We start from the raw sequence: 24,172 nt of genomic DNA, 5'->3' as shown, positions 1-24,172 counted from the left end.
CGCCCCCTGCACCGGGCGGCGCCGGCCCGGCCCCGCGCGCCCCGCCCGCACAGCAACCACTGAAGACAGAAGTGATGGACAGATGACCCAGAGCAGCGCCGCCTACCTGATCCGCGGCGCCCGCATCGCCGGGGCGGACCCGGCCGACATCCTGATCCGCGACGGCGCCATCGCCGAGACCGGCCCGGACCTGGCCGCCGCCGATGCCGCCGCGGACGCCACCGTGGTCGACGCCACCGGGCTGATCGCGCTGCCCGGCCTCGTCGACCTGCACACCCACCTGCGCGAGCCCGGCCGCGAGGACGCCGAGACCGTCGCCGGCGGCGCCCGGTCCGCCGCGGTCGGCGGCTACACCGCCGTGCACGCGATGGCCAACACCGACCCCGTCGCCGACACCGCCGGCGTGGTCGAGCAGGTCTGGCGGCTGGGCCGCGAGTCCGGCCACTGCGACGTGCGGGCGGTGGGCGCGGTCACCCGCGGCCTGGGCGGCACCCAGCTGGCCGAGCTCGGCGCCATGGCCGACTCCGCCGCCGGGGTGCGCGTGTTCTCCGACGACGGCAAGTGCGTCTCCGACGCGCTGCTGATGCGCCGCGCCCTGGAGTACGTCAAGGCCTTCGACGGGGTGGTCGCCCAGCACGCCCAAGAGCCGCGGCTGACCGAGAACGCCCAGATGAACGAGGGCGTGGTCTCCGACCGGCTGGGGCTGGCCGGCTGGCCCGCCGTCGCCGAAGAGGCCGTCATCGCCCGCGACTGCCTGCTCACCGAGCACGTCGGCTCGCGGCTGCACGTCTGCCACGTCTCGACCAGGGGATCGGTGCAGATCCTGCGCTGGGCCAAGAGCCGCGGCTGCGACGTCACCGCCGAGGTCACCCCGCACCACCTGCTGCTGACCGAGGACCTGGCCGAAAGTTACGATCCGGTCTACAAGGTCAACCCGCCGCTGCGCACCGCCGAGGACGTCCAGGCGCTGCGCGAAGGCCTGGCCGACGGCACCATCGACTGCGTGGCCACCGACCACGCGCCCCACCCGGCCGAGGCCAAGGAGACCGAGTGGTCCACGGCCGCCATGGGCATGCTCGGCCTGGAGACCGCGCTACCGGTGGTCCAGCACACCATGGTCGACACCGGCCTGCTCGACTGGGCCGGCGTGGTGCAGCGGATGTCGGCCGCACCCGCTCGAATCGGACGTCTTGCAGGTCACGGCCGTCCCATCGCCCCAGGCGAGCCCGCCAACGTTACCCTGTATGACGCGGACACCGCCGCTGACGTCGACCCGGCGGCCCTGGCATCCAAGAGCGCAAACACCCCCTACCGGGGTATGCGCCTGCCCGGCCGCATCCGCGCGACGTTCCTGCGCGGCGTCCCCACGGTCCTCGATGGGAAGATCCAGTGACTCCACAACCAGCATCCGGCGGCAGCACCGCCGCCGTCCTCGTACTGGAGGACGGCCGCGCCTTCCACGGCCGCGCCTTCGGCGCACACGGCGAAACCCTCGGCGAGATCGTCTTCAACACCGGCATGACCGGCTACCAGGAGACACTCACCGACCCCTCCTACCACCGCCAGATCGTCGCGATGACCGCGCCGCACATCGGCAACACCGGCGTCAACGACGACGACCCCGAGTCCGGGCGGATCTGGGTGGCCGGCTACGTCGTGCGCGAACCCGCCCGCGTCTCCTCCAACTGGCGCGCCAAGCGCACCCTGGAAGAGGAGCTGGTGCGCCAGAACGTGGTCGGCATCGCTCTGGACGGCACCCGCGCCCTGACCCGCCACCTGCGCGACCGCGGCGCCATGCGCGCCGTCATCAGCACCACCGAGACCGACACCGCGGTGCTGCGCGAACGGGTGCTGGCCAGCCCGCAGATGTCCGGCGCCGACCTCGCCGGCGAGGTCGCCACCACCGAGCCCTACACCGTGTACCCGCCCGAGGGCGTGGCCACCCGCTTCCGTGTCGCAGCGGTCGACCTGGGCATCAAGGCGATGACCCCCCAGCGCCTGGCCGAGCGCGGCTGCGAGGTCACCGTGCTGCCCGCCGGCGCGACCGCCGACCGGATCCTCGCCGACCGGCCCGACGGCGTGTTCTTCAGCAACGGCCCCGGCGACCCCGCCACCGCCGAACAGCCGGTGGCCGCGATGCAGGCCGTGCTGGAGTCGCGCACCCCCCTGTTGGGCATCTGCTTCGGCAACCAGATCCTGGGCCGCGCGTTGGAACTGGGCACCTTCAAGCTGCGCTTCGGACACCGCGGCGTCAACCAGCCCGTGCAGGACGTGCACACCCGCCGCGTCCACATCACCAGCCACAACCACGGCTTCGCCGTCGACGCACCCACCGGCGGGCCCTTCGACACCCCCTACGGGCGCGCCGAGGTCAGCCACATCGACCTCAACGACGGCGTGGTCGAAGGCCTGCGGCTGCTCGACCGCCCCGCCTTCAGCGTCCAGTACCACCCCGAGGCCGCCGCCGGCCCGCACGACGCCGCCGAGCACTTCGACGCGTTCTGCGACCTGATGGCCGCCGCCACCGATCCGTCCAGCAGCTCCGGCCGGCCGGCCGAGCCCGCACAGTCGTAAGCCAGAGGACACCACATGCCGCGCCGAAATGACCTGAAGTCCGTTCTCGTGGTCGGCTCCGGGCCGATCGTGATCGGCCAGGCAGCGGAGTTCGACTACTCCGGGACCCAGGCGTGCCGCGTCCTCAAGGCCGAAGGCCTGCGCGTCATCCTGGTCAACTCCAACCCGGCCACGATCATGACCGATCCCGAGATCGCCGACGCCACCTACGTCGAGCCGATCACCCCGGACATGGTCGAGAAGATCATCGTCAAGGAGCGCCCCGACGCGCTGCTGCCGACCCTGGGCGGCCAGACCGCCCTCAACACCGCCGTGGCCCTGCACTCCTCGGGCGTGCTCGCCAAGTACGACGTGGAACTGATCGGCGCCAACGTCGAAGCCATCCAGTCCGGCGAGGACCGCGAAACGTTCAAGGGCATCGTCGAGCGCATCGGCGGCGAGTCCGCCCGCTCGCGCATCTGCCACACGCTGGACCAGTGCCTGGCCGCCGCCGACGAACTCAACTACCCGGTGGTGGTCCGCCCCTCCTTCACCATGGGCGGATCGGGCTCGGGCTTCGCCCACGACGAGGTCGACCTGCGCCGCATCGCCGGGCAGGGCCTGGCCCTCTCGCCCACCACCGAGGTGCTGCTTGAGGAGTCCATCCTCGGCTGGAAGGAGTACGAGCTGGAGCTGATGCGCGACGGCAACGACAACGTGGTCGTCGTCTGCTCCATCGAGAACTTCGACCCGATGGGCGTGCACACCGGCGACTCCATCACCGTCGCCCCGGCCATGACCCTGACCGACCGCGAGTACCAGCGCATGCGCGACATCGGCATCGCGGTCATCCGCGAGGTCGGCGTCGACACCGGCGGCTGCAACATCCAGTTCGCCGTGCACCCTGGGACCGGGCGCATCATCGTCATCGAGATGAACCCGCGGGTGTCGCGGTCCTCGGCACTGGCCTCCAAGGCCACCGGGTTCCCCATCGCCAAGATCGCCGCCAAGCTCGCCGTGGGATACACGCTCGACGAGATCCCCAACGACATCACCGCCGAGACCCCGGCCAGCTTCGAACCGAGCCTGGACTACGTCGTGGTCAAGGTGCCGCGGTTCGCCTTCGAGAAGTTCCCCGGAGCCGACCCGGCGCTGACCACCACCATGAAATCGGTCGGCGAGGCGATGGCCATCGGCCGCTCCTTCCCCGAAGCGCTGCAAAAGGCCATGCGCTCGATCGAGAAGAACGGCGTCGGCCTGACCTGGGCCGGGGAACCCGGCGACAAGGACGCCCTGGTGCGGGCCGCCGCCACCCCCGGCGAGCTGCGGCTGCGCAACGTCCAGCAGGCGCTGCGCGCCGGCGCCGGTGTCGCCGAACTCCAGCAGGCCACCGGAATCGACCCGTGGTTCCTGGACCAGATGCTGCTGCTGGAGGAGACCGCCCGCGACCTGGCCGCGGGCCGGCTCGACGCCGAACGCCTGCGCGCCGCCAAACGGGCCGGCTTCTCCGACGCCCAGATCGGCGAGGCCACCGGCAAGGCCGAAGAGGTCGTGCGCGAGCTGCGCTACGCACTGGGCCTGCATCCCGTGTACCTGACGGTCGACACCTGCGCCGCCGAGTTCGCCGCCCAGACGCCCTACCTCTACTCCAGTTACGACGAGGAGACCGAGGTCCCCGCGGGCACCCGCCCCAAGGTGATCATCCTGGGCTCGGGCCCCAACCGCATCGGCCAGGGCGTGGAGTTCGACTACAGCTGCGTGCACGCCTCCCTCGCGCTGTCGGCGGCCGGCTACGAGACCGTCATGGTCAACTGCAACCCCGAGACCGTCTCCACCGACTACGACACCAGCGACCGCCTCTACTTCGAGCCGCTCACCCTCGAAGACGTGCTGGAGGTGGTGCGCGCCGAGCGCGCCACCGGCGAACTGGCCGGGGTGGTCGTGCAGCTGGGCGGGCAGACCCCGCTGGGGTTGGCCCGCGGCCTCCAAGAGGCCGGCGTGCCCATCGTCGGCACCAGCCCCGAAGCCATCGACCTCGCCGAGGACCGCGGCGAGTTCGGCAAAGTGCTGGCCGAGGCCGGCCTGCCCGCACCCAAGCACGGCACCGCCCACTCCTTCGCGGGAGCCCGCGAGGTCGCCGGCGAGATCGGCTACCCGGTGATGGTGCGCCCCTCCTACGTGCTGGGCGGGCGCGGCATGGAGATCGTCTACGACGAGCGCATGCTGGCCGACTACATCGAGCGCAACGCCGAGGTCAGCCCCGACTACCCGGTGCTGATCGACCGGTTCCTCGACGACGCCATCGAGGTCGACGTCGACGCCATCTACGACGGCACCGACCTCTACCTCGGCGGCATCATGGAGCACATCGAGGAGGCCGGCATCCACTCCGGCGACTCCGCGTGCGCCCTGCCCGCGGTGACCTTGGGCAACGAGGACTTCGAACGCATCCGCTACTCCACCGAGGCCATCGCCCGCGGCACCGGCGTGCGCGGCCTGCTCAACGTGCAGTACGCGCTGGCCTCGGGCGTGCTCTACGTGCTGGAGGCCAACCCGCGCGCCTCGCGCACCGTGCCCTTCGTGTCCAAGGCCACCGCGGTGCCGCTGGCCAAGGCCGCGGCGCGGGTGATGCTGGGCGCCAGCGTGCGCGGTCTGCGCGCCGAAGGGATGCTGCCGGCCAAGGGCGACGGCGGCGCGCTGCCCCTGGATGCTCCCGTCGCGGTCAAGGAGGCGGTGCTGCCCTTCAACCGCTTCATCGACCGACACGGCGAGGGCGTCGACACCGTGCTCGGCCCCGAGATGCGCTCCACCGGCGAGGTCATGGGCCTCGACACCGACTTCGGCGCCGCCTACGCCAAGTCCCAGCTCGCGGCGTTCGGGTCCCTGCCGGTCTCCGGCTCGGTGTTCGTCTCGGTGGCCAACCGCGACAAGCGCACCATGGTCTTCCCGGTCAAGCGGCTGGCCGACCTCGGCTTCGAGATCCTGGCGACCGAAGGCACCGCTTCGGTACTGCGGCGCAACGGCGTCGCCGCCCAAGTGGTGCGCAAGCACAGCGAAGGTCCCGGGCCGGCCGGCGAACCCACTATCGTGCAACTCATCCACCGCGGCGGTGTGGACCTCATCGTCAACACGCCCTTCGGCAGCGCCGGCCAGTCCGGTCCGCGCCTGGACGGCTACGAGATCCGTACTGCGGCGGTCGTGCGCGGCGTGCCCAGTGTCACCACAGTGCAGGGGCTGGCTGCGGCGGTGCAGGGCATCGAGGCCCTGGTGCGGGGCGACATCGGTGTGCGCTCCCTCCAGGAACACGCCGCCACACTGCACAGCGCGGCGGGCTGAGGCCCGCGCGGGAAACCGGGGCGGGCCGGGCAGGGCGGGCCGCAGCAAGGGGGCGGCCGGCAGGGTGCCGGGCGCGGATACCAGGCCGCGCCGCCGAGCGGAGCAAGGCAGGGCAGCGCGAGTGAGTGACAACGGGCCGGTGCAGACACGCAGCCCTGTACTGACCGTGCGCCGGGTCGACGCCTACCACGCCATCACGGTCGTGGCGCCGCAGATCGCCGAGCGGTTCCGCTCGGGGCAGTTCCTGTCGGTGGCGGTGGGCGGCGAGCAGTCCAGCATGCTGCTGCGCCGCCCCTTCGCCATCCACGACGTCAAACCCGACTACGGCGGCACGGTGGAGTTCCTGTTCGCGGTGCGCGGGCCCGGCACCGCCTGGCTGGCCGAGCGGCGCTCGCGCGACCTCATCGACGTCGTGGGGCCGCTGGGCCGGCCCTTCCCGCTGCCGCGCGACCCGGTCAACTGCGTCCTGGTGGGCGGCGGGTCGGGTGCGGCCCCGCTGTTCCCGCTGGCCCACGCGCTGCGGCGGCGCGGCTGCCGGGTGGACTTCGTGCTGGGTGCGGCCTCGGCCGACCGCGTGTTCAGCGCGATCAGCGCCCGCCGCATCGCCGAGACCGCCACCTTCACCACCGACGACGGCTCCTTCGGGGTCCGCGGGCGCGCCACCGACACCCTGGAGCGGGTCGCCGCCGACGCCCGCTCCGACGTCGTCTATGCGTGCGGCCCCATGCCGATGCTGGGCCGGGTCGCCGCCGCGGCCGCCCGCATGGGCATACCCGCGCAGGTGGCGGTGGAGGAGTCGATGGCCTGCGGTACCGGCGTGTGCATGAGCTGCGTCATCCCCGTGGTCGGCGACGACGGCATCACCCGGATGGCGCGCGCCTGCGTCGACGGGCCGGTGTTCCGCGGCGAGCGGGTGCGCTTCGACGATGTGGGCACCATCCCCTTCGACACCCTGGGCGCACCCGGCTGGAAGGCCCGCGCCGATGAGCCGGGCGGCGGGGCCGCGGACCGGGAGGCCGGTTGAGCATGCACACCGATCTGCGAACCCGCCTGGGCGGGCTGGAGCTGGCCAACCCGGTGATGGCGGCGGCCGGCTGCGCCGGCACCGGCCGCGAGCTCGCCCGTTTCTACGACATCGCCCGGCTGGGTGCGGTGGCCACCAAGTCGGTGATGCTGGAGCCGCGCGCCGGGCGTCCCGCGCCGCGGATGGCCGAGACCCCCGCGGGCATGCTCAGCGCGGTCGGGCTGCAGGGGCCGGGCATCGAGGTGTTCCTCCAGCGCGACCTGCCCTGGTTGCAGTCGCGCGGGGCGACCACCGTGGTGTCGGTGGCCGGGCACAGCGCCGAGGAGTACGGCGAACTGGCGAGCAGGCTGCCGGCCTCGGCGGGCGCGGCCATGATCGAGGTCAATCTGTCGTGTCCGTCCCCGGCCGGGCGCGGCCGGCACTTTGCCGACGACCCCGCAGAGGCCGCGCGGGTCGTGCAGGCCGTCTGCGCCCGAGCGGGGGCCGATGTGCCGGTCTTCGCCAAGCTCGCGGCCGACGTGCCCGACCCGGCGGGCCTGGCGGCGGCCTGCGTCGAGGCGGGCGCCGACGGGCTGTCCATGGTCAACTGCGTGCGGGGGATGGCGGTCGACCCCGCCACGCTGCGGCCGGCGGTCGCCGGCGGCATGGGCGGGATTTCGGGGCCGGCGATCCGCCCGATCGCGGTCGGCCGCGTCTTCGAGACCCGCGCGGAGCTGCCCGAGGTGCCCATCATCGGCATGGGCGGCGTGCGCACCGGCGCCGACGCGCTGGAGTTCCTTGCCGCGGGCGCCTCGGCGGTGGCGGTGGGCACGGTGAACTTCGCCGACCCCTCGGCGTGCGTGCGCATCCTGCGGGAGCTGGAGGAGCTGCTGGAGGAGCGCGGCGTGGACCGGGTCACCGATGTCATCGGTGCCGCGCACCGGCCGGTAGGGACCGCGCGATGACCGGCAAACTGCTCAGATCGCCCGCTAGCGGGTCGAATCCGCCCAGCCACACCGGCCCCACCCCTGAATGCGGAAAGCGGCGCTGCGGCCGCCTCAGCCGCCCCGGTGCATGTCTGGTGCCCCGCATGCATGAACCGGACGCAGGCGGGAACCGCTCGGGACAGCACCGCAGTGCCGGCCCGCCGGCGCACCGCCGGTGCAGCCGCTGCCCGGCCGCAGCCGCGGCCGAACAGACCGATGACCACACCACCCGACTCCGCAGCACGACTCGCGCCGTATGACCGCACCGGACCGCACCACCGCACCGCATGACCGCATGACCGCCAGCCCTGAACCGTCCTGCCACCTCAGCGAGCCGAAGGAGAACCACCGTGGCCGCGCCCATCGCTGTCGCCATCGACGCACCCGATATCGAGACCGCCGCACGCTGGACCTCTGAGGTCTCCCCGCACGTCAGCACGGTCAAAGTAGGGCTGGAGCTTTACCTGCGCTACGGCGCCGAGGTCGTCGGCACGCTGCGCGGCGGCAGCAAGACCTCGGTGTTCCTGGACCTCAAACTGCACGACATCCCGGCCACCGTGGCCGGGGCCACCCGCAACCTCGCGCGGTTCAAGCCCTCGATCCTGACCGTGCACGCGGCAGGGGGCCGCGAGATGATCTCGTCGGCGGTCGAGGCGGCCCCGCAGACCACCATCGCCGCGGTGACGATCCTGACCTCGCTCAACGACTCGGCGCTGGCCGACATCGGTATCAGCGGTCCGCCCGGCGACGCCGCCCGGCGGCTGGCGCTGCTGGCGGTGGAGTCCGGCGCCCGGGCACTTGTGTGCTCGCCGCACGAGGTCGCCTCGCTGCGGGCCGAGGTCGGGCCCGACGTGACGCTGATCACTCCGGGTGTGCGCCCGCTGGGTGCCGACCACGGCGACCAGGCCCGCGTGGCGACGCCCGAGGCGGCCTATGAGGCCGGTGCGGACCTGCTGGTGATCGGCCGGCCCATCACCCGTGCGGCCGATCCGGGGGCCGCTGCCGCCTCGATCGCGGCCGCGCTGCGCAGGGTGGAGGCGGCCTCGGCGTGATGGCGCGGCTCTTCGGGCGCCCCCTGCGCACTCGCCGCGTCCACTGCATCCGATTCGTCCGCGCCGGGCGGTTCGCCGGGTCCGACCGGTCCGACCGGCCCGGCCGGACCGCCCGGCACAGCCGGATCGGTGGGCTCAGCCGGATCTCGACCCGTCAGAATGACCGGTTGCGGCCACTTCGTCGTTGCAGAATGCTCACGACCGAAACCCCCTTGAGACGGCATGCCCATGACCTGCGCGGTCTGGGGAGGCGCTCGGCGCCGGTAGGTTTGCCACCGGCCTCAACCGGGCCGAAAGTCCTGATTTTCGTACCCCTGCGCAATCAATCCATTACAAAGAGTAATTACTTTGACGAAATGGCGCCTGAAAGGCCACTTTGCGTTGCCGAACGGGGTCGGAACCTACTAACTTGCGCAGGCGTCCGCCCTCTACAAACGAGAGAAAACCGAGGTGACCCGGCGTGGCCCTTCCTCCCCTCACACCCGAACAGCGCGCCGCGGCTCTGGAGAAAGCCGCCAAGGCCAGAAAAGAGCGCGCAGAAGTCAAGAACCGCCTGAAGCACGGTGGCGTCTCGCTGTCGGAGGTTCTGTCCGACGGGCAGACCGACGACGTGATCGGCAAGATGAAGGTTTCGGCACTGCTCGAATCCCTTCCCGGCGTCGGTAAAGTCCGCGCCAAGCAGATCATGGAGCGGCTGAACATCGCCGAGTCGCGCCGAGTCCGCGGGCTCGGTGCCAACCAGCGCTCGGCGCTGGAGCGTGAATTCGGCGGAGCCGAGTAGCGCTCGAAGGCGGATGTGCCGTTTTTCACGGCCACTGGGGGCCGTCCGCGCTAGCGGCGGCCGGTCCGGGCGCGACCGCCGATACCGCATTCTCCGCAGCCCCGCGGAGGCGGTACCGGCGGCGCGCCGAACCGCGCAGGCCGCGCGGGCGGCCCCCGGCGCAGCGCAGCAGCGGCGGGTCCGCTGCGGTGCGGTGGTATAAAAGACCAATCGCCACCGGTGCCGCTCGCCGAGCCGCCGCTCACGCGCGGTCTGCGCCGAGAGCGGCCTGCTGCGGAAACCGGGCGAGCGTGCCGAACCCGCCGCATCCGGCGCCGGGCCCGCGATCGCAGCCCGGCCGGCCGTTCCTACGAGAGTTAGATCCGCCCGTGTCCAACGACTCCGCCGCATCCGCCGCCTCCGCTGACGGGGGCCGGCGCGCCGGGTCGGCGCAGCGGCTGACCGTCCTGTCCGGCCCCTCCGGGGTCGGCAAAAGCACCGTGGTCCACGAGATCCGGGCGCACCATCCCGAGGTGTGGCTGTCGGTCTCGGCCACCACCCGCCCGCCCCGCCCCGGCGAGACCGACGGCGTCGAGTACCACTTCACCGACGACGCCGGTTTCGACCGCATGATCGCCCGGGGCGAGCTGCTGGAGTGGGCGCAGTTCTCGGGCAACCGCTACGGCACCCCGCGCGTGCCCGTCGAGGAGCACCTGCACCGCGGGCAGCCCGTGCTGCTGGAGATCGACCTGCAGGGCGCCCGCCAGGTGCGCGAGAGCATGCCCGAGGCGCTGCAGGTGTTCCTGGCGCCGCCCTCCTGGGAGGAGCTGGTGCGCCGGCTCACCGGGCGCGGTACCGAACCCCCCGAGGTCGTCCAGCGCCGCCTGGACGCCGCCCGCGTCGAGCTGGCCGCCGAGAAGGAGTTCGACACCACCCTCGTCAACACGTCGGTACGCGAAGTGCGCGCGGAGCTGCTAGCGTTGATCGGGATCCCCGGCGACGACTCCGCGGCCACTTCCTAGTCCTCGGGTCCGCAGCCTTCGGGGCATCCGCGGCCCGCGAGCCGCCCCGGGAACGGGTGCATACCGCGCCACGTTCCACCGCCGTCCGGCGCAGGCCCATCAGCACCAGGCCCGCCGCGTCGGCGTCCGAATAGGTGCGCGGCCTCGACTATCCTTGTTTTCCGCAATCAGAATTCCGCAGGTCCCGCAGTGGACCGTCCGACCCTCCAGGGGGACGCACGTGGCAGGCACAGAGCCCGTCGCCGAAGGCATCACGAACCCGCCTATCGACGACCTCCTCGAATGCGTCGAGAGCAAGTACAGCCTGGTCACCATGAGCTCCAAGCGCGCCCGGCAGATCAACGCCTACTACGCCCAGCTCGGCGAGGGCCTGCTTGAGTACGTCGGTCCGCTCGTCGAGACCCAGGTCCAAGAGAAGGCGCTGTCCATCGCACTGCGCGAGGTCAAGAGCGGCCTGCTCACCGCGGAGCCCTACGAAGGGGCCTGACCGCACATCCGGGCGTGTACCGCCGGCGGCCCCGGGCCGCGGCGGCACGCGGCCCGGCCGGGGCGGACCGCCCACCCGGCGCCCGCTGTGCTGAGATTCTTCCGTGAATACTGATAACCGGCCCGAGGTCGTCCTGGGGGTGGGAGCGGGCATCGCCGCCTACAAGGTGTGCGAGCTGCTCCGCCGCCTCACCGAGTCCGGGCACAGCGTCCAAGTCGTCCCCACCGCCGACGCCCTGCGCTTCGTGGGCGAGCCCACCTGGTCCGCGCTTTCGGGCCGCCCCGTCGCCACCGAGGTCTGGGACTCCGTGCACGAGGTCCCGCACGTGCGCATCGGTCGGCGTGCCGATCTGCTGCTGGTCGCCCCGGCGACCGCCGACCTGCTGGCCAAGGCGGCCCACGGCCTCGCCGACGACCTGCTCACCAACACGCTGCTGACCGCGCGCTGCCCCGTCGTCTTCGCCCCGGCGATGCACACCGAGATGTGGGAGCACCCGGCCACCCGCGCCAATGTCGCCACCCTGCGTTCGCGCGGTGCCGTGGTGATCGAGCCGGCTTCGGGCCGGCTCACCGGCGCCGATACCGGTCCCGGGAGGCTGCCCGAGCCCGGCGACATCTTCGCCGCCGCCCGCCGCGTGCTCGCCCGCGGCTCTGCACCCGCCGACCTGGTCGGGCACCGGGTCCTGGTCACCGCAGGCGGAACCCGCGAACCCATCGACCCGGTGCGCTTCATCGGCAACCGGTCCTCGGGCCGCCAGGGATACGCGCTGGCGGCCACCGCCCTGGCCCGCGGCGCGCGGGTGAGCCTCCTGTCGGCCAACGTCGCACTTCCGGCGCCCGCAGGGGCCGAGGTCGTCGAGGTCGGGTCGGCCCGCGAACTGCGCGAGGCCGCGCTGGCCCACAGCGGAACCGCCGACGCCATCGTGATGGCCGCGGCCGTCGCCGACTTCCGGCCCGCCGAAACCGCGACCGGAAAGATCAAGAAGAACGGCGACGGGCCGGCTCCCGTCGAGCTCGTGGAGAACCCCGACATCCTGCTCGAACTGGCCGCCCGGCGCGCCCGCCCCGACCAGGTCGTCGTCGGCTTCGCCGCCGAGACCGACCACGTGCTCGACCACGGCCGCGCGAAACTGCAGCGCAAGGGCTGCGATCTGCTGGTCGTCAACCAGGTCGGCGACGGCCGGGCCTTCGGCACCGCCGACAACCAGGCGGTGGTCCTGGGCGCAGACGGGTCGGCGACCGAGATCCCCCGCGGCCCCAAGGAGGAACTCGCCGACCGGGTCTGGGACTTGGTGGCCGGGCGCCTGGCCGCCCCCGGCACCGCGCCGTAGCGACCGTTCGGGGCCGCGGAGGTGTGTACAGGGGGTAACCGCAGCCGCCGCCGGACGCCGTCCGCGAGCGCCGCCGCGGCGGGCTCCGTGTTGCGTGTGCAGCTTCCCGTTCCGCTGTACGCTACGGAAATTCCCAGCACATGGGCATGATCAGGGCGGTACGGGAAAAACCCTTGTGTCGTGCGTCACAATCCGCGGGTTGCCGCCTGAGTAGGCATTCCGCGCTCACACGCCGGCGGCGCGCCGCCGTGTAGGCGGCCGCAACCGATCCGATGCGGCGAGCCCACCCGAGCGCGCCGGGCGGCGTCCCACTACAGTGGATTTCAGAAACCAACCACGTCGGTCGGTTTCGCGGAGGAGACCCCCTTCCCCTCCGTGATGGCCGAGCCGAGCCGACAACTGTCAGCCAGCAGCCGCTGCAAGGAGTCACTAAACGTGTCCCGTCGTCTTTTCACCTCCGAGTCGGTCACCGAAGGCCACCCCGACAAGATGGCCGACCAGATCAGTGACGCGATCCTCGACGAGATGCTCAAGGAGGACCCGGCCAGCCGGGTCGCCGTCGAGACCCTGATCACAACCGGACAGGTACACGTGGCCGGTGAGGTCACCACGCAGACCTACGTCGACATCCCCGCCGTCGTTCGGAAGAAGATCCTGGAGATCGGCTACGACTCCTCCGCCAAGGGCTTTGACGGCCAGTCGTGCGGGGTTTCGGTCTCCATCGACGCGCAGTCCCCCGACATCGCCCAGGGCGTCGACACCGCCTACGAGGCGCGTGTCGAAAACGAGGACGACGCCCTCGACCGCCAGGGTGCCGGCGACCAGGGCCTGATGTTCGGCTACGCGAACCGTGAGACCCCTGAGCTCATGCCGCTGCCGATCAAGCTCGCCCACGCGCTGTCGCAGCGCCTCTCCGAGGTCCGCCACAACGGGACGGTGCCCTACCTCCGTCCCGACGGCAAGACCCAGGTCACCGTCGAGTACGACGGCGCGACCCCCGTCCGGCTGGACACCGTCGTGGTCTCCAGCCAGCACGCTCCCGACATCGACATGGACGAGCTCCTTACGCCGGACATCAAGGAGCACGTGATCGCGCCGATCGTCGCGAGCTACGGGCTTGAGTCCGACGACTACCGCCTGCTCGTCAACCCGACCGGCCGCTTCGAGATCGGCGGCCCGATGGGCGACGCGGGCCTGACCGGCCGCAAGATCATCGTCGACACCTACGGCGGCTACGCCCGCCACGGCGGCGGCGCGTTCTCCGGCAAGGACCCGTCCAAGGTCGACCGTTCGGCCGCCTACGCCACGCGCTGGGTCGCCAAGAACATCGTCGCGGCCGGCCTGGCCGACCGCGCCGAGGTCCAGGTCGCCTACGCCATCGGCAAGGCCGCCCCTGTGGGCGTCTTCATCGAGACCTTCGGCACCGAGCAGGTCGCCCCCGAGGTCATCGAGAAGGCCGTGCAGGAGGTCTTCGACCTGCGCCCCGCCGCGATCGTGCGCGACCTCAACCTGCTGCGCCCGATCTACTCCGGCACCGCCGCCTACGGCCACTTCGGCCGCCAGTCCGCGGAGTTCACCTGGGAGCAGACCGACCGCGCCGAGGCGCTCAAGGCCGCTGTCGGCGCCTAACCCCGCCAAAGCACGGGCGCCCCTTCCGCACAGCGCCCGCTGACCACGCCCGGCCGCGGATCCGTGCACACGGGTCCGCGGCCGGGCGCGTTTGTGCGAAGTGCGGCATGTTTTCCTGTATGTCGGGTTTCCGTGTTTTGGGGTTCCGGGCTACCCGTGGGAGCGGTTTCCCGGACGGCCGCTCAGCAGGTACCGGCGGCGGGCCGGTCGCGATAACGGAGAGTAATACCATGGATCTATGCTGTCGGGCGGAGGAACGCACAGATTCGCCGCTTCTGGCCGGTCTTACCGAGCGTCCGACGGCTGAAGGTGGCATCCCGCTAGCGTGAACGGGTCAGAGAAGGGAATGCCCGTGACCATGGAACTATGCGAACGGTCGCCGAAGGCGGAAACGGATCCGCTCCGCGAGATGGCCGAGCGGATTGTCGTTCCCGAGGGCTCCAAGGTGGAAATTCTCGGGGGACGCATTCACGTTTCTGCAGCGCCGACGCCGAAGCACAACCTCATCAGCGACCTTATCGAGGAGCAGTTGATGGGCAGGCTCACCGGCGGGCGCCGCCCGTCGAACAGCGGTTTCGGTGTCGCACCGATCGCCGACAGGGGCGACTACACCGTCCCGGATCTCATCGTGACCACCATGAGCGCGATCAGGAAGGAAGCGATCATGCTTCCGGCCGCTGAGGTGGACCTAGCGGTCGAGGTGGTGTCCAAGAGCAACGCCAACAAGGATCTCCGGCTGCTCCCGGTGCTGTACGCCGCGTGGCAGATCCCGGTCTACCTGCTGGTCGACCCACGCACCGGCGACATCACCCTGCACTCGGCACCGCGCGCGGGCGCTTATGAGAAACGGGAACTGTTCCGGTTCGGAGACGTTGTCGAGCTTCCTCAAGAACTCGACGGGATCCGTATTGAGACCATCGAATTCCCCCGGTACGATTCTCCGCTTGACGAATAATCCGGTGGTTCCGTTTCTGTGTATCGGTGGGGGAACCGCGGTGCGGTAAGGCGGCGAACCGCGGGGCAGGCTCCGGCCACCCGGATTATCCGGTGTGGCCGGACCACAGCCTGAGCCGCTGGCCCTGCCGCTTCCGGATGGCGGGTGCGGCCCCTGATTCCCTGCGATGGCACGGGTTCCCACTCCGTGTGGATCATGGCATCATACGGGCGGTTGGCAGTATGCGGTATGCGAAGTATGCCGCATACGGAGTACCCATGAGTGCCCATCCACCCGGGCCGGCCGTGCCCGAGGCTGCGCAGAGGGGGCCGCTTGTCCGCGTTGAGTGTGCTGGACCGGGAGAGATCGGTCGCGCCCCGGGACTACAACCGGTGGCTGATTCCGCCGGCGGCGCTGGCGGTGCACCTGTCCATCGGGCAGGCCTACGCCACCAGCGTCTACAAGAACTCGCTGGTCGAACACTTCGAGGCGAGCCAGACCGAGATCGGCGTGATCTTCTCCATCGCCATCGTGATGCTGGGCCTGTCCGCGGCGGTGGGCGGCACCTGGGTCGAGCACAACGGGCCGCGCAAGGCGATGCTGGTCTCGGCGCTGTTCTGGAGCGGCGGTTTCCTCGTCGGCGCGCTGGGCATCGCCACCGGCCAGCTGTGGCTGCTCTACCTCGGCTACGGCGTGTTCGGCGGTATCGGCCTGGGCATCGGCTACATCTCGCCCGTCTCAACGCTGATGAAGTGGTTCCCCGACCGCCCCGGACTGGCCACCGGCATGGCGATCATGGGGTTCGGTGGCGGCGCGCTGGTGGCCACCCCGGTATCCAGCCAGCTCATGGCGCTGTACGACCCCGCCTACGATTCCACGGTGCCCGGTTCGGTGGCCTCCGGCGAGGCGCTGGTGGGCCTGTTCGCCACGCTGGCGCTGGGCTACTTCGCGTTGATGATGATGGGTGTGCTGCTCATCCGGGTGCCTCCCCAAGCCTGGCGGCCCGCGGGCTACGATCCCGCCGCCGACAACGGTGCGCCCGTTCGGAACTCGGCCGGGGTATCGGCCAACAACGCGCTGCGCACCCCGCAGTTCTGGCTGCTGTGGACCGTGCTGTTCACCAACGTCACCGCCGGCATCGGCATCCTGGAGCACGCCAGCCCGTTGATCCAGGACTTCTTCCGCGACGGTTCCGGCACCTCCGCCGTCACCGCCGCGGCGGCCGGCGGGTTCGTCGGTGTGCTCTCGCTGTTCAACATGGCCGGCCGGTTCGTGTGGTCCACGACCTCCGACGCCGTGGGACGCAAGCCCATCTACGGTTTCTACCTGGGCGCGGGCGCGATCCTCTACCTGCTGATGGCGACGGTGGGCGGCACGTCGACCATCGTCTTCGCCGCCACGGCGGGCATCATCATCTCCTTCTACGGCGGCGGGTTCGCCACTGTGCCCGCCTATCTGCGCGACCTCTTCGGCACCTACGAGGTCGGGGCCATCCACGGCCGGCTGCTGACCGCGTGGTCGGCCGCGGGCATCGCCGGGCCGCTGATCATCAACGCCTTCCTGGACGCCCAGGGCGAACCGGGCACGCTGACCCAGGAGGCCTACCACGCGCCGCTGTTCACCATGGTCGGCCTGCTGGTGGTGGGCTTCGTCGCCAACCTGCTGATCCGGCGCGTGGCGGCCCGCTTCTACGAGCCGGCTGCAGCCGACGCAGGACCCGCCGCGGTGCCGGCGGGTGAGTCCGCGGCCGCCGGCGTCCGGGCCGAGCCGGCTGCGGCGCCGCGCGGCACCGGAGTGTGGCTGGTGGTGTCGTGGGCGATCGTCGCGGTGCTGCTCGGCTACGCGCTCATCCGGATCACCGCCACCGCCGCCCGCCTGTTCACCGGCTGACCCGCCGGTCGACCCACATGGTGCCGCCGGCCGCCCGCCGGTTCAGCGGCGGCGCTGCGGCGGGCCGTCGGCAGCCGCCCTGTCCGGTGGGGGAGCGGCGGCCGGTGCGTCGGCGCCGCCCGGCGAGTGCCCCGCAGCAGGCCGCGGCCGCTCGGGGATACGGGCCAGCACGCCCTTCTGCAGCGCCTCCAGCGGCCCGTGGTCGAACCGGCGCAGCCACAGCGCCGATCCCGCCAGCAGGAACAGGCTGATGCCCGCCCACATCGCGATCACCCACCACGGCCCCGCGCCCGCAAGCCGCGCGGCCAACCCCAGCCCGAACCCGTAGCAGAGCAGCATCGCCACGATGTTCTGCAGCACGTACCCCGTCATGGCGGTCCGGCCCAGACCGGCAAGGGCCGCGGTGACCGGCCGGGGGCCGCCGCCGCGGCCGAACCGGTCCACCAGCCGGCCGATCAGCCCCAGCACCCCCAGCGCCAGCACCGGGGCGGCGACATAGCGGTCGGCGAAGAAGAACGCCTCGCCGGCGAGTGTCGTGGCGAGGTTCAGCGGCAGTCCGGCGCCGAGTCCCCACCCCATCAGCCGTTTGCGCAGGGACTCGCCGGCGGCGCCGGGGTCGAACGCTCCCGCACGCAGCAGCCGCACACCCACCAGGAACAGGCACATCATCAGGGCGAAGGTGAGCACCGGTTCGATCCGCAGCACCGCGATGTTCTGCAGCCGCGCCGCCACCTGTTCGAGGTAGCCGCCTTCGGCGTAGAGCCGGACCGTGGCTGGGTCGGGGCCCGTTGCGGAGCCGCCCGCCGGGCCCGCGGCCGCCATCGCGGTGGTCAGCAGCGCCATCAGGGCGATGTGCACACCGCCCATCGCCCACAGCACCGCTGTTTGGGCGCGTTGGGAACGCGTCAGCAGCCAGGCGACCACGATGGACACGGCGGCATAGCCCATCAGCACGTCCCAGGCGAAGACCAGGGTGAAGTGCACGGCCCCTTCGGCGAACAGGAACAGTGCCCGCCACTTGTACCGGCCGGGCCAGCGTTGGCCGCGCCGGGCCGCCGAACGGAACTGGATGGCCAGCCCCGCCCCGAACAGCAGGGTCAGCAGCGCCAGGAACTTGCCGTTGGCGGTGAAGCGCAGCAGCGCCTCAGCGGCGGCACCGGGCGACGGGTCGGCCAGCAGGCCCGCGGCGTCGACCAGTTGGGTCGACCCGCTGAGCACCCCGAATTCGGCCTCCGGAGCGGCGAAGATCCAGATGTTGGTCGCGAGCGTGCCGAGGATGGCCGCGCCGCGCAGCACATCCAGCAGAGGTAGGCGCCCTGCGCCCGCCTGTTGTTGCGAGGGCGGTGTGCGGGCCTGCTCGGCACCCGTCGGATCCATGCGCGAAACCCCTGTCCGGTCCTGGAAAAGCGTCCGGGCGGGGTGGGGCCCCGCCCGGACACCAGCCTGGCCGAATCGGGCGTTTCGGCACGTCCTGCCCGGTGCCGAAACCGCGTCCTGCTTTGGTTGTAGGAACCGCAGGAACACGGCGTGCGCCGCCGGACCGGGCGGGCCCGCCGACGGACCCACCGGACGCGTCCTAGAGCCGGACGGTCGTGCTGCGGATGATCTCGAAGACCGGGTGGGTGGCGACCTCCTGCTCGAACCCTTCGACCGGGGAGTCCGCCGCGGCCGTGAACTGATCTGCCACCAGCACTGCGCGCGGGTGGTCCAGGTACTCCTTGAGCACCGGCGCGGCGCGCTCCGTGCCGACCTCGACAACGCTGATCAGCTCGATCCACCCGCCGTGGCGCAGGGTCGCGAACCCGTCGCGGCGGATGTTGCGCACCCAGCCCGACTCGCCGTAGACGCCCACGAGGAACCTGCCCTGCTCGTTCTCCACCAGACTCACGGGCGTGGTGCGCAAAAACCCCGACTTGCTGCCGCGCGTGGTGAGCAGCCGCACGTCGTCCGGACTGATCCCGTACCTGATGAACTCCCCGATAACGGTGTTGGCGGTGCGCCATAGCCGTGTACGGGGAAAACGGCCGGCCTCGTCTGCCATCGACGCCTCCTTGTTCGGTTTCCCCCATTGTGGTGCTTGTGCGCACCCACCGCACCTCGCAGCGCCCTTACCGGAACCCCGGTGAGCTAACGGAACGCCGCAATGCCGGTGACGGCCTGGCCGATGCTCAGCGCGTGGATCTCCGCGGTGCCCTCGTAGGTGGCCACGGTCTCCAGGTTCAGCATGTGCCGCATGACCGGGTACTCCAGGGTGATGCCGTTGGCGCCGTGCACCGAGCGGGCGGCGCCGGCCACCCGCTGGGCGGCCGCGACATTGCCGAACTTGCCCAGGCTGATGTGGTTGCGGTGGCAGGCGCCCGCCTCCTTGAGCCGGCCGATCTGCAGCGCGGTCAGCCCAGCCTGGCCGGTGTCCAGCACCATGTCGGCGAGCTTGCGCTGCGTCAGCTGGAATCCGGCGATGGGCCCGCCGAACTGCTCGCGGGTCGTTGCGTAGTCCAGCGCAGCCGCGTAGCAGGCGCGCGCCGCGCCCGCCGCGCCCCACACGATGCCATAGCGGGCCTCGTTCAGGCACGACAGCGGCGACCCGAGCCCCGACGACTCGGGCAGCAGCGCGTCGCCGGGCAACCGCACCCCGTCCAGCACCAGTTCGGAGGTGATCGAGGCGCGCAGCGACAGCTTGCGGTGGATGGTGGTGGCGGTGAAACCGGGGGTGCCGGCGGGCACCAGGAAACCGCGGACACCCTCGTCGGTGGCGGCCCACACCACGGCGATGTCGGCGATGGAACCGTTGGTGATCCACATCTTGGTGCCGTCCAGTACCCAATCCGCGCCGTCGCGCCGGGCGCGGGTGCGCATCGAGGCGGGATCGCTGCCGGAGTCGGGCTCGGTCAGCCCGAAGCAGCCGATGGCCTCGCCCGCGGCCATCCGCGGCAGCCAGGTGCTCTTCTGCTCGTCGGAGCCGAACCGGTGGATGGCGAACATGGCCAGCGACCCCTGCACCGACACGAAGCTGCGCAGCCCGGAGTCGACCGCCTCCAGTTCCCGGCAGGCCAGCCCGTAGGAGACCGCGCCCGCCCCCGCGCACCCGTAGCCCTGCAGGTGCATGCCCAGCACACCCAGGTCGCCGAACGCCTTGGCCAGGCCGCGCGGGTCGGGCAGCGTGCCCGCCTCGAACCAGTCGGCGACGTGGGGCTGCAGCTCGCGGGCTGCGAAGGTGCGGACGGTGTCGCGGATGTCGGCCTCCTCGGCCGACAGGGCCGCGTCGACGGCGAGGAAATCCTGCGGATCGGGCGCTTGGGGCCGGTTCCGGTCGCTCATGCGGTGCCTCCTTTGGGGCGCGGACGGGCGGGTCGACTGGTCGACGGGTGGGGCGGAAGGGCTTTGGCGGTCGGGCTGAGGCTGCGGTGGAGGCTCAGCCCGCGGGCGGCGCCTGGTGGCCGCCCCCGCTGCCGTCCCCGTCCTGTTGCGGCGCCCGGTCCGGGACCGGCCCGCTCTGCCATCGGCCATCCGGGTCGTGCCCGGGCTGCGGTGCCTGGAGCACCGCGCCGCGTTGGAGTAGCCGGGTGACCAGATCGGCGTCCACCCCGCACTCGGCCAGGACGCGGGCGGAGTGCTCGCCCAGCCGCGGGGGAGGGGCGGCGGGGGCCCGTTCGCCGCCGGGGGCCGCCGAGTCCAGCCGGAACCCGGCCCGCACCAGTTCCAGTGGCCCGGCGGCGGGATGGTCGGTGGCCAGGAGCACGTCGTCGCCGGCCTGCTGCGCGCTGCGCAGCGCGTCGAGGACTCCGCGGACCCGGCCGACCGGGACACCGGCCTCCAGCAGCAGGTCCAGCCACTCCTGCGCCGGTCGGGTGCGCAGCTCGGCGGAGATCGCCGCGACCAGTTCGGCGCGGTGCTCGACCCGCTGCGGATTGGTGGCGAACCGCGGGTCGGCGGCGAGGTCGGCGCGCCCCAGCACCGCGCACAGCCGCTGGTAGAGCGCGTCGTTGCCGGCGGCGACGACGATGTCGGAGTCGGCGGTGGGAAACGCCTGGTACGGGACGATGGCGCCGTGGGCGTTGCCTACGCGCTCGGGTTCGGCGCCGGTGACCAGCGCCTGCTGGGTGACGTTGGCCAGGCCCGACAGCGCCGAGTTGATAAGCGACACGCGGACGTGCTCGCCCCGGCCGCATGCGCGGGCCCGCACCAGCGCGCCCAGCACCGCCACCGCCGTGTTGAGGCCGGTCAGTACGTCGGTGATGGCGACGCCCGCCTTGGTGGGCGGCCCGTCCGGCTCGCCGGTGGCGGCCATGAAACCGCTCTCGGCCTGGACGATGAGGTCGAAACCGGGGCGGTCGGCGGGTTCGTGCTCGGCGCCGAAACCGCTGATGGAGCAGTAGACGCCGGCGGGGTTGCGGGCGCCGACATCGGCATGGCCCAGCCCCAGGCGCTCGGCCACCCCCGGGCGGAAGTTCTGCACGACGACGTCGGCGCCGGCGCAGATGTCCTGCACCGCGGCAAGGCCCTCGGGGTCCTTTAAGTCCACGGCCAGGCTGCGCTTGCCGCGGTTGACCGACAGGAAGTAGCCGGCCTCGCCGCCCGCCCACGGCGGCCCCCAGGCGCGCGTGTCGTCGCCGCGGCCGGGATGCTCGATCTTGATGACATCGGCGCCCATATCGGCCAGCAGCATGGTCGCATAGGGGCCGGCCAGTACGCGGGACAGGTCGGCCACGCGCACCCCTTCCAGCGGCCGGCCGGGTGCGCCGCCGGGCATCACGGGCGCTCCGGGCCGCGCTCGCGCTGCGTGCGGTGCGCGGCGGTTCCCGCGCCCGCGGCGCCGGGCGGATGCTCGGTTTCGCGCCGCTGATGGAAGGTTTCCAGGCAGCGGCGCAGCGCCGTGGCCAGCGCGCCGCCGGACTGGCCGGCGTAGCGGTGCTGCACCCGCTCGACGATCTCGGTGATGTCCTCGGTCACCGACAGGCCTTCCACGAGCGCGCGGAAGAACTCCTTGGCCAGGTCGGTGAGCAAGGTGGTGTCGGCGGCGACGATGCGGCCGTCGGACACGTCCACCGCCAGCACCACCCCCAGGCGCTCGTACTGGGAATGGCTCGCCACGGTGTCGGGCAGCCGGGCGTATCCGGAGACGAGGATGATGCCGGGATGCTCCAGGAGCGGCCGGATCCCATCGTTGCTGCGCACAGTGCACTTCCTCCCTTTGGGCATGCGGGAACCCCCGGTGTGCTGGAGTCTCGCGCCTGGCGGGGCGCCCGGGGAAGCCGGACACCCCCAGCGGGAGGGCAGACCGCTCCAGTATCCCCGGACCCGGCGGCCGCCTGTCAATCGTTGCCGGCCTTGGCGCTCGGCTGCGGCGGGTGGGGGACCGGATACGGGTCCGGGCGCGAGCGCAGGGGCCGCGCCGGTCGCCGGCTGCGGTCGCCACCGGGGCGGTTGCACCGGCGCGCGATCTCTGCGCTATAGTTCCCTGCAGGTCATGAGTGCCAGCGCCAAGCCCCGGCTCGCTGGCCGGCAACCCTCCTTCCGCGGTGGGGTGCCCCGGGTGAGGACCAGGTCAGGACACGACCGCCTTTGACGTGTCAGGCAAGCGCGGACCCCGAGGTTTGCGAGCGTGCCGCCGCTGCGGCAGCACTACGGCAACCGCAGCGCCACTGTGTGCGCTCTCCCCAGGGGTCCCAACCGGCCCCTGGAGGTGCCACCATGTCGACTACCGCAGCTACCGCCACTCGCCGCTCCAGCGCAGCGGACACCCCCGTATCCGCGCCTGACGCGGCCCGGACCGCACCGGGCGGCAACGCCCCCGTCCCCGCCGTCACCGGCGCCGGAGCGCTCGTGCCGCTGGCCGGCGGCGGGCAGGGGGAGTACGCCAACCTCGACCACGCGGCCAGCGCGCCCTGTCTGGCCGCCGTCAGCGACGCGGTCGCCGCGGCACTGCCCACGTACGCCAGCGTCCACCGCGGCGCCGGCCTGCACTCCCGGATCACCACCCGCGCCTACGAGCGCGCCCGCACCACAGTCGCCGACTTCATCGGCGCCCGGGAGGACGACGCGGTGGTGTTCGTCCGCGGCACCACCGACGCGCTGAACCTGCTCGCCCGCGCCTTGCCCGAGGGGTGCACGGTCGTCGTTTTCGCCGCCGAACACCACGCGTCCCTGCTGCCGTGGCAGCACCGGGGCAGCAAGGCCGGGCGGGTCGTGCGGCTGCCGCTGCCGCAGACACCGGAGGCCGCGGTCACGGCCGCCCGCGAAGCCCTGCGCGCCGCTCCCGCGGGGCCGCGCCTGCTGTGCGTCACCGCGGCCTCCAACGTCACCGGTGAACTGTGGCCGGTGGCGGAGCTGACCGCCGCCGCCCACGAGGAGGGTGCGCGGGTCTGCGTCGACGCCGCCCAACTGGTGCCGCACGGCGAATTCGGCCTGGCCGACTGCGGCGCCGACTACGCGGCCTTCTCCGCGCACAAGCTCTACGCGCCCTTCGGCAGCGGAGTGCTGGCCGGACGCGCCGACTGGCTGCGCGAGGCAGCCCCCTACCTCGCCGGAGGCGGAGCGACCGCGGCCGTCACCGACGACGAGGTCCGCTGGAACGACCTGCCCGCCCGGCACGAGGCCGGCAGCCCCAACGTGCTGGGCGCGATCGCGCTGGCCGCCGCCTGCGAGGCCCTTGCCGGGGCCGGCCGGGCCCGCCTGCACGCCCGCGAACAGGAGTTGCTGGAGCGGTTGCGCACCGGTCTGGCCGCGATCCCCGGTGTCAGCGAGCTGAGCCTGTGGGGCGGCGCGCACCCGCGCGTGGGAATCTCCTCCTTCGTCGTGGAGGGGCGGTCCGCGCAGGTCGTGGCCGCGGAGCTGGCGGCCGTGCACGGCATCGGCGTGCGCGACGGCCTCTTCTGCGCACACCCGCTCACCCGCCACCTGCTGCCCGCGGGCCACACGCAGGCGGTGCGGGCGAGCCTGGGCCTGGCCACCACCGCCGAGCACGTCGACCGGTTGGTGCGGGCGGTCGCCGACATCGCGGCGCGCGGCCCCCGCTGGGTCTACGCCGAGGACGGCGACGGCCACCTGGCGCCGGTGCGCCCGAATACCGCCGCGGCGCCCGGTACGGAGGCGGCGGCCGGTACGGATGCGGCCGGCTGAGCACCCCCGCGCCGGGCGCGGGGAGCGCGGCGCCAGGGATGAGCGGGAGAAGGAACCGTGAATTTCTCCGC

Annotated in this window: 19 protein-coding genes and 1 riboswitch; of the genes, 14 read left to right on the top strand and 5 right to left on the bottom strand. The window is 72.2% G+C overall.

What is annotated here, in order from left to right:
- Positions 1-82: 82 nt before the first annotated feature.
- From ACYVD5_RS09280 to ACYVD5_RS09220, 13 genes are all read left to right on the top strand, one after another.
- A complete protein-coding gene (locus ACYVD5_RS09280; RefSeq protein ID WP_461000536.1) occupies positions 83-1,393 on the top strand; it encodes a dihydroorotase in 1,311 nt (436 codons plus the stop codon).
- Positions 1,390-2,574 (top strand): glutamine-hydrolyzing carbamoyl-phosphate synthase small subunit, encoded by a 1,185-nt coding sequence (gene carA, locus ACYVD5_RS09275; protein WP_461000535.1) that lies wholly within the window; start codon positions 1,390-1,392, stop codon positions 2,572-2,574. The genes ACYVD5_RS09280 and carA overlap by 4 nt, the downstream gene beginning before the upstream one ends.
- A 15-nt stretch (positions 2,575-2,589) precedes the next feature.
- Positions 2,590-5,889 (top strand): carbamoyl-phosphate synthase large subunit, encoded by a 3,300-nt coding sequence (carB, locus tag ACYVD5_RS09270; protein ID WP_461000534.1) that lies wholly within the window; start codon positions 2,590-2,592, stop codon positions 5,887-5,889.
- A 121-nt stretch (positions 5,890-6,010) separates the two neighbouring features.
- The gene (locus ACYVD5_RS09265) at positions 6,011-6,913 is read left to right on the top strand and encodes a dihydroorotate dehydrogenase electron transfer subunit (RefSeq protein ID WP_461000533.1); all 903 of its coding nucleotides are present in this window, start codon (positions 6,011-6,013) and stop codon (positions 6,911-6,913) included.
- 2 nt (positions 6,914-6,915) lie between these two features.
- Positions 6,916-7,857 (top strand): dihydroorotate dehydrogenase, encoded by a 942-nt coding sequence (locus ACYVD5_RS09260; protein WP_461000532.1) that lies wholly within the window; start codon positions 6,916-6,918, stop codon positions 7,855-7,857.
- 371 nt (positions 7,858-8,228) lie between these two features.
- Positions 8,229-8,930: an orotidine-5'-phosphate decarboxylase gene (gene pyrF, locus ACYVD5_RS09255; RefSeq protein ID WP_461000531.1), complete on the top strand. Its 702-nt coding sequence runs from the start codon at positions 8,229-8,231 to the stop codon at positions 8,928-8,930.
- Positions 8,931-9,390: 460 nt separating this feature from the next.
- The gene (gene mihF, locus ACYVD5_RS09250; RefSeq protein WP_040273339.1) at positions 9,391-9,711 is read left to right on the top strand and encodes an integration host factor, actinobacterial type; all 321 of its coding nucleotides are present in this window, start codon (positions 9,391-9,393) and stop codon (positions 9,709-9,711) included.
- Positions 9,712-10,148: 437 nt separating this feature from the next.
- Positions 10,149-10,712 carry a guanylate kinase gene (gene gmk, locus ACYVD5_RS09245; RefSeq protein WP_461000695.1) on the top strand — a complete coding sequence of 188 codons (564 nt, stop codon included), beginning with the start codon at positions 10,149-10,151 and terminating at the stop codon, positions 10,710-10,712.
- A gap of 220 nt (positions 10,713-10,932) precedes the next feature.
- Positions 10,933-11,199 (top strand): DNA-directed RNA polymerase subunit omega, encoded by a 267-nt coding sequence (gene rpoZ / locus ACYVD5_RS09240; protein WP_461000530.1) that lies wholly within the window; start codon positions 10,933-10,935, stop codon positions 11,197-11,199.
- Positions 11,200-11,302: 103 nt separating this feature from the next.
- Positions 11,303-12,529, top strand: a complete 1,227-nt coding sequence (coaBC, locus tag ACYVD5_RS09235; RefSeq protein WP_461000529.1) for a bifunctional phosphopantothenoylcysteine decarboxylase/phosphopantothenate--cysteine ligase CoaBC — start codon at positions 11,303-11,305, stop codon at positions 12,527-12,529.
- A 435-nt stretch (positions 12,530-12,964) separates the two neighbouring features.
- Positions 12,965-14,158 carry a methionine adenosyltransferase gene (gene metK, locus ACYVD5_RS09230; RefSeq protein ID WP_461000528.1) on the top strand — a complete coding sequence of 398 codons (1,194 nt, stop codon included), beginning with the start codon at positions 12,965-12,967 and terminating at the stop codon, positions 14,156-14,158.
- Positions 14,159-14,516: 358 nt separating this feature from the next.
- Positions 14,517-15,113: a Uma2 family endonuclease gene (locus ACYVD5_RS09225; protein WP_461000694.1), complete on the top strand. Its 597-nt coding sequence runs from the start codon at positions 14,517-14,519 to the stop codon at positions 15,111-15,113.
- A 321-nt stretch (positions 15,114-15,434) separates the two neighbouring features.
- Complete coding sequence (locus ACYVD5_RS09220; protein WP_461000693.1) at positions 15,435-16,982, top strand: OFA family MFS transporter; 1,548 nt, start codon at positions 15,435-15,437, stop codon at positions 16,980-16,982.
- A gap of 42 nt (positions 16,983-17,024) precedes the next feature.
- On the opposite strand, the gene ACYVD5_RS09215 is transcribed toward ACYVD5_RS09220, so the two are convergent.
- From ACYVD5_RS09215 to ACYVD5_RS09195, 5 genes are all read right to left on the bottom strand, one after another.
- Positions 17,025-18,359 (bottom strand): DUF418 domain-containing protein, encoded by a 1,335-nt coding sequence (locus ACYVD5_RS09215; RefSeq protein ID WP_461000527.1) that lies wholly within the window; start codon positions 18,357-18,359, stop codon positions 17,025-17,027.
- Between the two features lie 199 nt (positions 18,360-18,558).
- Positions 18,559-19,023 (bottom strand): nitroreductase/quinone reductase family protein, encoded by a 465-nt coding sequence (locus tag ACYVD5_RS09210; RefSeq protein ID WP_461000526.1) that lies wholly within the window; start codon positions 19,021-19,023, stop codon positions 18,559-18,561.
- 86 nt (positions 19,024-19,109) lie between these two features.
- Entirely contained in the window at positions 19,110-20,300 is a 1,191-nt protein-coding gene (locus tag ACYVD5_RS09205; RefSeq protein ID WP_461000525.1) for an acyl-CoA dehydrogenase family protein, read from the bottom strand.
- Positions 20,301-20,394: 94 nt separating this feature from the next.
- The gene (locus ACYVD5_RS09200; RefSeq protein WP_461000524.1) at positions 20,395-21,732 is read right to left on the bottom strand and encodes a CaiB/BaiF CoA transferase family protein; all 1,338 of its coding nucleotides are present in this window, start codon (positions 21,730-21,732) and stop codon (positions 20,395-20,397) included.
- The gene (locus ACYVD5_RS09195) at positions 21,732-22,157 is read right to left on the bottom strand and encodes a DUF3870 domain-containing protein (protein ID WP_461000523.1); all 426 of its coding nucleotides are present in this window, start codon (positions 22,155-22,157) and stop codon (positions 21,732-21,734) included. Before ACYVD5_RS09195 ends, ACYVD5_RS09200 begins: the two co-directional genes overlap by 1 nt.
- Before the next feature lie 288 nt (positions 22,158-22,445).
- Positions 22,446-22,569, top strand: a riboswitch (SAM riboswitch).
- A gap of 104 nt (positions 22,570-22,673) precedes the next feature.
- On the opposite strand from ACYVD5_RS09195, the gene ACYVD5_RS09190 reads away from it, so the two are divergent.
- Positions 22,674-24,101: an aminotransferase class V-fold PLP-dependent enzyme gene (locus ACYVD5_RS09190; RefSeq protein WP_461000522.1), complete on the top strand. Its 1,428-nt coding sequence runs from the start codon at positions 22,674-22,676 to the stop codon at positions 24,099-24,101.
- Positions 24,102-24,172 lie beyond the last annotated feature (71 nt).

Source organism: Streptomonospora sediminis, from assembly GCF_054778995.1.
Note: the sequence above shows the minus strand (reverse complement) of the source record. Positions and strands in the feature narration are given on the sequence as shown.